Origin of the sequence: Olavius algarvensis spirochete endosymbiont, assembly GCA_900608495.1 — a bacterium.
Lineage (GTDB): Bacteria > Spirochaetota > Spirochaetia > DSM-2461 > DSM-2461 > UBA2779.
On record UWYT01000109.1, the window covers coordinates 1 to 7,885 of the forward strand.

Consider the following 7,885-nt stretch of genomic DNA (forward strand, 5'->3'; position numbering starts at 1 on the left):
CCCGAGTGAGGAGACCATCCGCAAGCTCGCGGAGGTGCTCGGCGATGACTTCGATGAGCTGATGCAGCTGGCGGGACGGATCCCGACCAGCGTCAAGGACTACATGAAGGCCGACCCCGGCATGCCCGAGTTCATGCGCCGGACCCAGGAAAGCAACATCTCGTCCGAGAAGCTGATGGAGCTGCTCGAGAAGGCGAAGAAGGAGAACGGGTGATGCAGCTGCAGGCGATCAAGGTACCGTACCTCGCCCCGGCGCAGATCGAGAGCGCCGCTTGAGAGCTCCTGGTCAACTACGCCCGGTGGAAAGATGAGGACATAAAGCCTCCCATCGACGTGGACGAGATCGTGGAGGGATACCTCGAGCTGAACTTCGAGGTGACCGACCTCAAGGAAGTGATCGGCATCGGTGACGTGCTCGGCGCGACTTGGTTCGACGAAAAGCGGATCTGCGTGGACAGCTCGCTGGAGGGGAACGAGGGGCGCTTCGCCTTCACGGTCGCCCACGAGATCGGTCACTGGCAGCTGCACCGCCCCATCATCGAGATGGAGAAGGTGACGCTGCCGCTCTTCGCCGGCAAGCCCGGTGAGGAGCCCAAGCCGGTACTGGTCTGCCGGACACAGACGAGGAAAGAGAAGGCCGAGTGGCAGGCTGATCAGTTCTCGGCGCGCATCTTGATGCCGACGCTTGATGTCCGTACCGCAGCACGCGCTGTATTTGGTGACGACATCCCGGCCCTGGACGGGCTCAACGACAGGCTACATCGAGGCCATCGTCAACGACGAGAGAACGGGCTCCAACCTCATCCGGGTCATCGACCAGCTCCTGGCCGGTCACCCGGTGCCGGACGTGCAGACCGTGCAGCTCGCCGGGGGCAATGACGGGCTCACCGGGCTGGACGACAGCGACTTCGTCGGCTCCGAGGCGGGTAAGACCGGCCTCAACGCCTTCGACCATGTGCAGGACCTGACGATGCTGCTGGTTCCGGGACGAGCGACCTCGGCGGTCCACAACGCCATGGTCGCCTACTGCGAGGTGGACAGGGACGGGACGGTCTTCGCCATCCTGGATCCGCCCGCCAACCAGAGCACCACGGGCATCGTGGACTACGTGCAGAACACGGCGGCCCTGATCGAGCTGACCGAGTTCGCCGCCATTTACTGGCCCCGCGTGCTGGTGCTCAACCCGGCCAAGAGTGTCTTCGGTCCGGCCGACAAGATCCCGGTGCTGCCCTCGGGCATCCTCGCCGGGGTCTACGCCCGCACCGACTCGGCCAGACCCGGAGGCGTCTACGACCCGCCGGCGGGCATCGACAAGGGCCGCATGTTCGGCGTGCTCGGCTTCGAGACCGACGAGATCCTCGAGGAGGCCAAGCGCGACCTGGTGTACCCGAAACGCATCAACCCGCTGACCACTGGGCCGGGGCTGCCGCGCTACATCGACGGCTCCCGCACCCTCAAGGGCAGCAGCAACTTCCCCTACGTCGCCGAGCGGCGCGGCGTGATCTTCATCAAGCGCAGCCTCAAGCAGGGGCTGCAGTTCGCCAGGCACAAGAACAACACCGAGGGGCTGCGCGCCCAGGTGCGCCGGACCATCACCGCGTTCCTGCTCACCCAGATGAACAACGGCGCGTTCCGCAGCCGCGAGCCCTTCAAGGCGTTCTTTGTGGACGTCTCGGAGACGCTGAACACGCCCTCGGTGATTTTCGCCGGCAAGCTCATCGCCAGGGTGGGCCTGGCCACGAACAAGCCGGCTGAGTTCATCGTGCTGAGAATTTCCCAGGACACCCGAGCGCTCGAAGCCGAGCTGGCCGCGGCCGGCGCGTGAGATAGGAGGACGAAACCATGGCGGTCATCGGCAATCCCAGGAGCTTCCACAAGAAGTTCAAGTTCATCGTCGAGATCGACGACATCGGCCACGCCGGCTTTCAGAAGTGCAGCGAGCTCTCGGTGGAGGTGGCGAACGTCCAGTACTTCGAGGGCGGTTCGCTCATCCCCAACAAGAGCCCTGGTCGTCTGACCTTTGCAGACGTGACCCTCGAAAGAGGCGCTACCCAGGACCGGGATCTGTTCGACTGGTTCCAGGACGTGGCGATCACCTCGAGCGGCCCCGGCCTCACCGACGTCAACTACAAGCGCAACATCGACATCGTGCAGCAGGACCGCGACGGCACCACGCTACGCCGCTGGTCCCTGTCCCACGCCTGGCCCGTGAAGTTCGTGGCCGGCGACTGGGACAACGAGTCCGACAAGAACGTCATCGAGTCCGTGACGCTCACCTTCGATTTCTTCGAGCTGATTCAGTAGACGCTACCGCGCTCTCTTGAACAAGTAGGCTGGCGCCGTCTTGGTGTAGCCGATGCCCCGGTTCGCCTTGCGGAGCAGCTCCTCGGTCACCACCGTTTGCTTCTTCGGCTTGAAGTAGGCATCCAGCTTTTCCTCCACCACGCGAAGTCGATCACCGCGACCCTGAATCACGCCGATGAGCTCGTAGTCGGGATCGATGGAGACAAGGCTGGCGTCGCCGTGGCTGTTGTTCACGGCGAGGATGCCACCGAGCTTCAGGTAGCGCTTGCAGGGCTTCGAGATGAAGCCGGCGTAGAGGGAGATGAGCAAGTCAAAGGATCCGTCTGGCTCGGGGATGTGGGCCTCGTAGCTCGAGCCATGGAAGACCATCTCGGGCTTCTCGCGGTAGACCTTGTGACGGGTCACGAAGGAAACGACATCGTCCATCTTGGAGAAGAACCGCTTGGCGTTGCGGTCGTTGTCCACGTACACGACGGAGGGGAACACGAGGGACGCGGTCACTTGGATGAAGCTGCCGGGGTAGAGGACTCTGTTTGGTTGGCGCCAGGCTGCGAGCGCATCGAAGAAGCCACGCCGCGCCTTTTCGCCTGCGTAGTGCTTCTCGTAGAGCTTCTCGACCGACAGAGTCGCCATCGAAACCGTGTCCTCCTCTTCCAACGATTATCGGTAGTTGGATTCTGCTGTAAACCAAATCTCCGCGCCGCCGAGTTGTGTAAACCAACGGGCCGTGCTCTGTCCCCGCTCTCGGCCTCGGAGAGCACGATCGGGGCTGAGAAGGGTGCCGAGCGCATCGAAGAGTGATCTCTGCGGTCGAGCGTCGAGAGCCAGGATGACAGTGCTCTCGTGAGGCGCAGGCGCAAAAGGCCGCGATTTTCCTGGCCCTTATAAGTGAAAGCCCCGGAGGGGATACCTCCAAGGCTTTCTGTGAACCAAACTGGGCGTCGGTTCGTCCAGGTTTTGTATGACTCTCCCCCGGACAGACTCGAACTGCCGACCTAGTGGTTAACAGCCACCCGCTCTCCCAACTGAGCTACAGGGGATTGGGCTAACAATATTCAAATCGCAGTTTTGTGTCAATGAATAGCAACAAAGTGATGTCTTTGTCTCCCTTTTGGCCTTCGCTCGCAATCCTCGGTATCAGCGTGTCCGGCCATTGGCGAGGAATGCATAGTCAATGGTTGCGATGCTGTCTTAGACCGTGAAGCCCATCATTATGAAACACTGCAGTCGTCACGTAGTCCATCCGGGCAGGGCGGCCGCCTGTTGAATCCAGGTTGTTATCTGCGCCTCGTCGAGTTGATTATGTTCGTGGATGTCGATGAGCGCACTTCCTCGTGCTTGGACTTGCCAGGGGGGGAGACTTTAGTGACGAGCTGCAAAAGAAAGCCACTTTGACGTATTTTGGTGTAGCAGCGAAAGCTTGAGGAACCAACCCTGGGCATCTATGCCATGATGAGAATTCCACTTTGTCGCCTTGCGCACGCGATGAGCACATCGAAGCGGCGACCCAAGTCGCTTTTCCAGTTTGGCATGGCCGCGATGTAGGCCTGTACGGGGACGTCTCCTTCGGCCTTGGCTATTTGTGGATTGCCGCGGCGAGAAGCACCGGCTCCGACGACTTCTTGTCCGCAATCTTTCGTTGTCGTTTTATCGTTCATCTGCTTGTCAGGCATTATCTTTGTTTCCTTATCAAGTGCAGCGATATCTATCTTCCTCATTTGGAGCATGGCCTGGCATCACGCGCTTGGCGGCAACCTTGTCTTCGGCGGCCATCAGCCTGGGCAGAGCTTCGGGAACGATTTGCCAGACGGTCTTTGAGTCAGGCGCACATGCTCTCTTTTCCATCGCCGGCTAACAGAGCATCCCGGAATCGATTCGCTTCTGCTTGATAGGTTGTTTGGACGACTGTGGAAGTTGCTGGCAAAAGTCTTGAGACTCGCCATTTATGAGAAACATGTATGAAGTGCCAGCCAGACTAAGCTACACTGCCAGAGCAGGTTCGTTCGGATTCGGCCGCGACATGGTTTCAAGTGAAGCTGCCGGGCATCAACGACACATAGAATTTCGCTGCCTCCTCGCCATTTCCGTCAAATCAGAGACATGTGCGTACCTTGAGGCTTGTCGTACTGAATCGGGCTTGATTAGTTTACCTCATCTATTCGTTGTCGTTTTACTGATAAGGCAGACGCCGCTCGCAGGCCTCAATCAACCTGGTTTCTTCAAGCGCGGCGAAGCCAGGCATCGGTTGCGGGCGCATTTCAGCTTATTTAGACTCCTGGTTATGCTGATCATCTTTTTTTGCTCCATCACCCCGTTTGTCGTGAAAATCAAGCAGGCGTTTCTTATCGTCAGCCGGCATCTTCTCGACAATCCTTTTGATGCCCTCGCGCGATAGCAGCTTGGCGTGATTTTTGGCAAACTGGATTACTCTGGGTTTGTCATGCAGCGAGAGTTCCCGCAACACCCAGCCCGCGCCGGTTTGCGCAAAACGTTCCGAATCGCGAACCAGTGCTTCACAATTTTTTATTAGAATGTCGGGTAGTCCGGGTACTACCTTATCACCGTGCTTTGCATGGTTCACGAAAGCCACGCAGGATGCCCTGCGCTGCCAGAGGGGTCTGGATGTTCGCCAGGCAGAAATGGTTTTTGCCAGAGAAAACGAATCAGGGCTTTGTTCCACCATTTTACCGAGCACTTTTATGCAGAACCAGTCGCAAAGATTCCAATCAGATATATGAGTGCTGGCAAACAAGCGCTCAAAGGCTGGCAGATCTTTTTTCGACAGGTGAGGGAGCAGTATCTCAGAGAACGCCAGCACACCGGCCAGCTTGTCCTCGGTATGCTCCTCTTCGAACAGGCGCAGGGCTATTTGCTTCTGTGCAGCAATGGATAGGTTGTGAAGTCCTTCGTCGCGCCACCAGGCATGAACCGTCTCCCGAATGCCATTCATCGGGACTCCGCGAAAAGTTGCTCTGCCTTTGAGGTATTTCTGCCAAAAGTTCCTGGATTTTGCGGTGGCCCTGGCATCGAGATTCTTTTGCAGGCGACCTAGCCGCTCACAGGCTGCCTTATTGTTCTCCGCATTCAAACTCAAAGCCATGCCACTCCGATAAATTCTCTCGTGAACCACAATGTAACAGAAAGAAGTTTTATGCAAGTTAGACTCCTTGAAGAGCCCGAACAATCAATAGGGCATCTCCTTGCCAGAGTTATCGGCTTCGAGCAAGGGGCGAATTTCGATTTCTGATTCTTCGGCACCCATCGGATTGGGACAGCGCCGAACCCATTCGATTGCCTCTTCCATTGATTTCACCTTCCATATCCAGTAGCCGGAAATGAGTTCCTTGATTTCTGCGAAGGGGCGTCGATAAAGGTTTTCCTGTTGCCGGCGAAGCGCAGGTGTTTGCCCTTGCTACTGGGATGAAGTCCATCTCCGGCAAGCATCACACCGGCTTTGGTTAGTTCTTCATTGAACTTCCCCATTTCAGCCAGGAGCTTCTCGTCGGGCATCATACCCGCCTCGGATTTTTTGGTTGCCTTGACAATCGACTCTCATAGTTATTCTCCCGGAATGCATCGGTTTGCTCTAGGATAGTTCCCAGGACGAACTTGAACTATCAATAACCAACCAATCCTGCGAATCCTACAATAGCGATTTGGAGTCCGACTTCTTAAATGTGACTCTCCTGTCAATGAATTGCCCCGGTTGAGCAAAGCCCATTCTTAGCCTAAGCCAAGTTCTTCCTTGATAAGCTTCTGAAAAGTCGCCTTGGGAAGAGCTCCGGTGAGCATCTTGGGCTCCCCGATAAGAGGGATGAACAGGATTGACGGAATGCTTTGAATATTGAATTCGCGAGCAATCTCTGCCTGAGCGTCGGTGTCTACCTTCCAGACATTCAGTTTGCCCTCATAGTCATTTGACAACTCCTCGATGATTGGAGCCACCATCTTGCAGGGGGCGCACCAGTCTGCATAGAAATCGATGATACCGGGAATTTTGCCCTTATATTTCCACTTCTTCTCGTTTTTGTAGTCGAACACTTTCTCTTTAAAAGTCTCCGTCGTCAAATTTTCTGCCATTTCAAATTCCTTATCTAACCTCAGATTGACTTGAGGCTCATCTCTTCAGTTCCGAATCAAATCACGCCGCGGTACCGCATTTTGCCCCTCCATCAGCCCACGGCAGCGAGTTGTATCTCCACTAAGACGCGATTACAAACAAAATACAGGCCTCCGCTAAAAAAAACAAGAGTCTAAATTCGGGGGTGCTCTATGGATTTCTGCCGTAGAGCTCGATTCTGCGGTTAAGCTGAGTTGTTTTTTTCTGCGAGACAGGGTTCCCTTTGGAAGTCGTCAGAATACGATTCGTTGCGAATGAAGTTGGAAGTCTGAAGGTAGGTTCTGATGGCCTCTGCAAGGAGCTGGTAGGTTGAAACTCTCCTTCTATCATCATTATCCAAGAGGGTTACTCGGAACCCCGGGAGCTGGCTGCAAAAACCGCTTAGCGGCACAGAACAAATACCCGTCGCGCCTAAAAGCCAGTAAACAAAACGCTTGTCGGGAGCCACGCTGCTGGCAAGCGCTTCCACCTTGGCGGCCACGGCTGAGTTCGCAATTGGAGGCAATTCACCGGTAGGGAGTTTCTGGTTGAAAACAACCGTCAGGTAGAAGGCGCCGCCCGGTTTCTGAACGGTAATCTTCGGAATTCCTGAAAGTATGGATACTGCTTCATCGGCTCGTTTGGAAAACATCGCCGCGCGTCTTTCGAGGTGGCCCGGATAACGGCTGTCGGAGAAAATTTTGGGCACTGCCATCTGGGGGAGCGTTGTGGAGCAAACTTCCAAACGCTTCGCATCCAGGAGACTCGTGATATAGCGGCGGAAAACTTCGTCTCTCTCCTGGTTAAACACCTCCATCCAGCCACAACGAGCGCCAGGCCACGGTATTTCCTTGGAAATGCTGCGGAATGCAATCCCCGGCACACTTCCAATCACTTGACTCAGTGCCGCGGTTTTTATTCCCGGATAAATAATATTTGCATAAGTTTCATCGCATAGTACGAAAAGATCGTGTTCACGAGCCACCTCGATAATAGCTTCCAATGTGGAAATTGGATAAACCGCACCTGTTGGATTGTCCGGATTAATCAGCAAAATGCCTGCCACCGAATCGTTGTATTTCACTTTTAATCGAATGTCTTCAAGATCTGGCTGCCAACCGTTTTCCGGATCCAGCCTGTAAGTGAGATGCTCATAACCCGAATGCGAAGCCTCTCCCGAGGAAAAAGTAGAATAGGCAGGCGAAGGGCCCAGAACCCGAGCCTCCCTTCGCAGATGAGCGAACAAGGTGGACACCGCATCTCCGAGCCCATTGAAAAAGAGAATATCCTCCGCGCCAACCTGGGTGCCGCCCCTCTTGTTTACTTCCTCCGCCAGAAAAGACCGAGTATCGAGATTGCCCGCCGAATCTGTGTATCCGTAGCTGCTATCTTCTTTTGCCAGTGAGTTTACAATTCTCTTAATCCACTCCGCTACCGGCTCGCCCTTCTGAAACGGATCTCCTATATTTTCCCCGATAATCT

At 55.8% G+C, this 7,885-nt stretch carries 11 protein-coding genes and 1 tRNA gene; 4 read left to right on the plus strand and 8 right to left on the minus strand.

Annotated elements, in window-relative coordinates:
* From S1OALGB6SA_RS10050 to S1OALGB6SA_RS02605, 4 genes are all read left to right on the plus strand, one after another.
* A partial coding sequence (locus S1OALGB6SA_RS10050; protein WP_230204375.1) for a hypothetical protein occupies positions 1–214 on the plus strand: 214 nt, incomplete at its 5' end.
* A 119-nt stretch (positions 215–333) separates the two neighbouring features.
* Entirely contained in the window at positions 334–879 is a 546-nt protein-coding gene (locus S1OALGB6SA_RS02595) for an ImmA/IrrE family metallo-endopeptidase (protein ID WP_124032456.1), read from the plus strand.
* Positions 839–1,825, plus strand: a complete 987-nt coding sequence (locus tag S1OALGB6SA_RS10055; protein WP_230204376.1) for a phage tail sheath family protein — start codon at positions 839–841, stop codon at positions 1,823–1,825. The genes S1OALGB6SA_RS02595 and S1OALGB6SA_RS10055 overlap by 41 nt, the downstream gene beginning before the upstream one ends.
* Before the next feature lie 17 nt (positions 1,826–1,842).
* Positions 1,843–2,304, plus strand: coding sequence for a phage tail protein (locus tag S1OALGB6SA_RS02605; RefSeq protein ID WP_124032457.1), 462 nt, complete (start codon positions 1,843–1,845; stop codon positions 2,302–2,304).
* 3 nt (positions 2,305–2,307) lie between these two features.
* Here the strand turns inward: S1OALGB6SA_RS02605 and S1OALGB6SA_RS02610 are convergent, their stop codons facing one another.
* The 8 genes from S1OALGB6SA_RS02610 to S1OALGB6SA_RS02640 all read right to left on the minus strand — a co-directional run.
* On the minus strand, positions 2,308–2,937 hold the full coding sequence (locus tag S1OALGB6SA_RS02610) for a hypothetical protein (RefSeq protein ID WP_148084009.1): 630 nt from the start codon (positions 2,935–2,937) through the stop codon (positions 2,308–2,310).
* A 334-nt stretch (positions 2,938–3,271) separates the two neighbouring features.
* Positions 3,272–3,344, minus strand: a tRNA-Asn gene (locus S1OALGB6SA_RS02615).
* Between the two features lie 402 nt (positions 3,345–3,746).
* Positions 3,747–4,022, minus strand: coding sequence for a hypothetical protein (locus S1OALGB6SA_RS10535; protein WP_230204377.1), 276 nt, complete (start codon positions 4,020–4,022; stop codon positions 3,747–3,749).
* A 545-nt stretch (positions 4,023–4,567) separates the two neighbouring features.
* Positions 4,568–5,461: a DNA alkylation repair protein gene (locus S1OALGB6SA_RS02625; RefSeq protein WP_124032459.1), complete on the minus strand. Its 894-nt coding sequence runs from the start codon at positions 5,459–5,461 to the stop codon at positions 4,568–4,570.
* A 27-nt stretch (positions 5,462–5,488) separates the two neighbouring features.
* A complete protein-coding gene (locus tag S1OALGB6SA_RS10765) occupies positions 5,489–5,617 on the minus strand; it encodes a YciI family protein (protein ID WP_371686032.1) in 129 nt (42 codons plus the stop codon).
* The gene (locus S1OALGB6SA_RS10770; protein ID WP_371686033.1) at positions 5,614–5,814 is read right to left on the minus strand and encodes a YciI family protein; all 201 of its coding nucleotides are present in this window, start codon (positions 5,812–5,814) and stop codon (positions 5,614–5,616) included. Before S1OALGB6SA_RS10770 ends, S1OALGB6SA_RS10765 begins: the two co-directional genes overlap by 4 nt.
* A 213-nt stretch (positions 5,815–6,027) precedes the next feature.
* Positions 6,028–6,384 (minus strand): thioredoxin, encoded by a 357-nt coding sequence (gene trxA / locus S1OALGB6SA_RS02635; protein ID WP_124032460.1) that lies wholly within the window; start codon positions 6,382–6,384, stop codon positions 6,028–6,030.
* Positions 6,385–6,608: 224 nt separating this feature from the next.
* Positions 6,609–7,885 (minus strand): pyridoxal phosphate-dependent aminotransferase (locus tag S1OALGB6SA_RS02640; protein ID WP_124032461.1); only part of this gene is annotated, 1,277 nt, incomplete at its 5' end.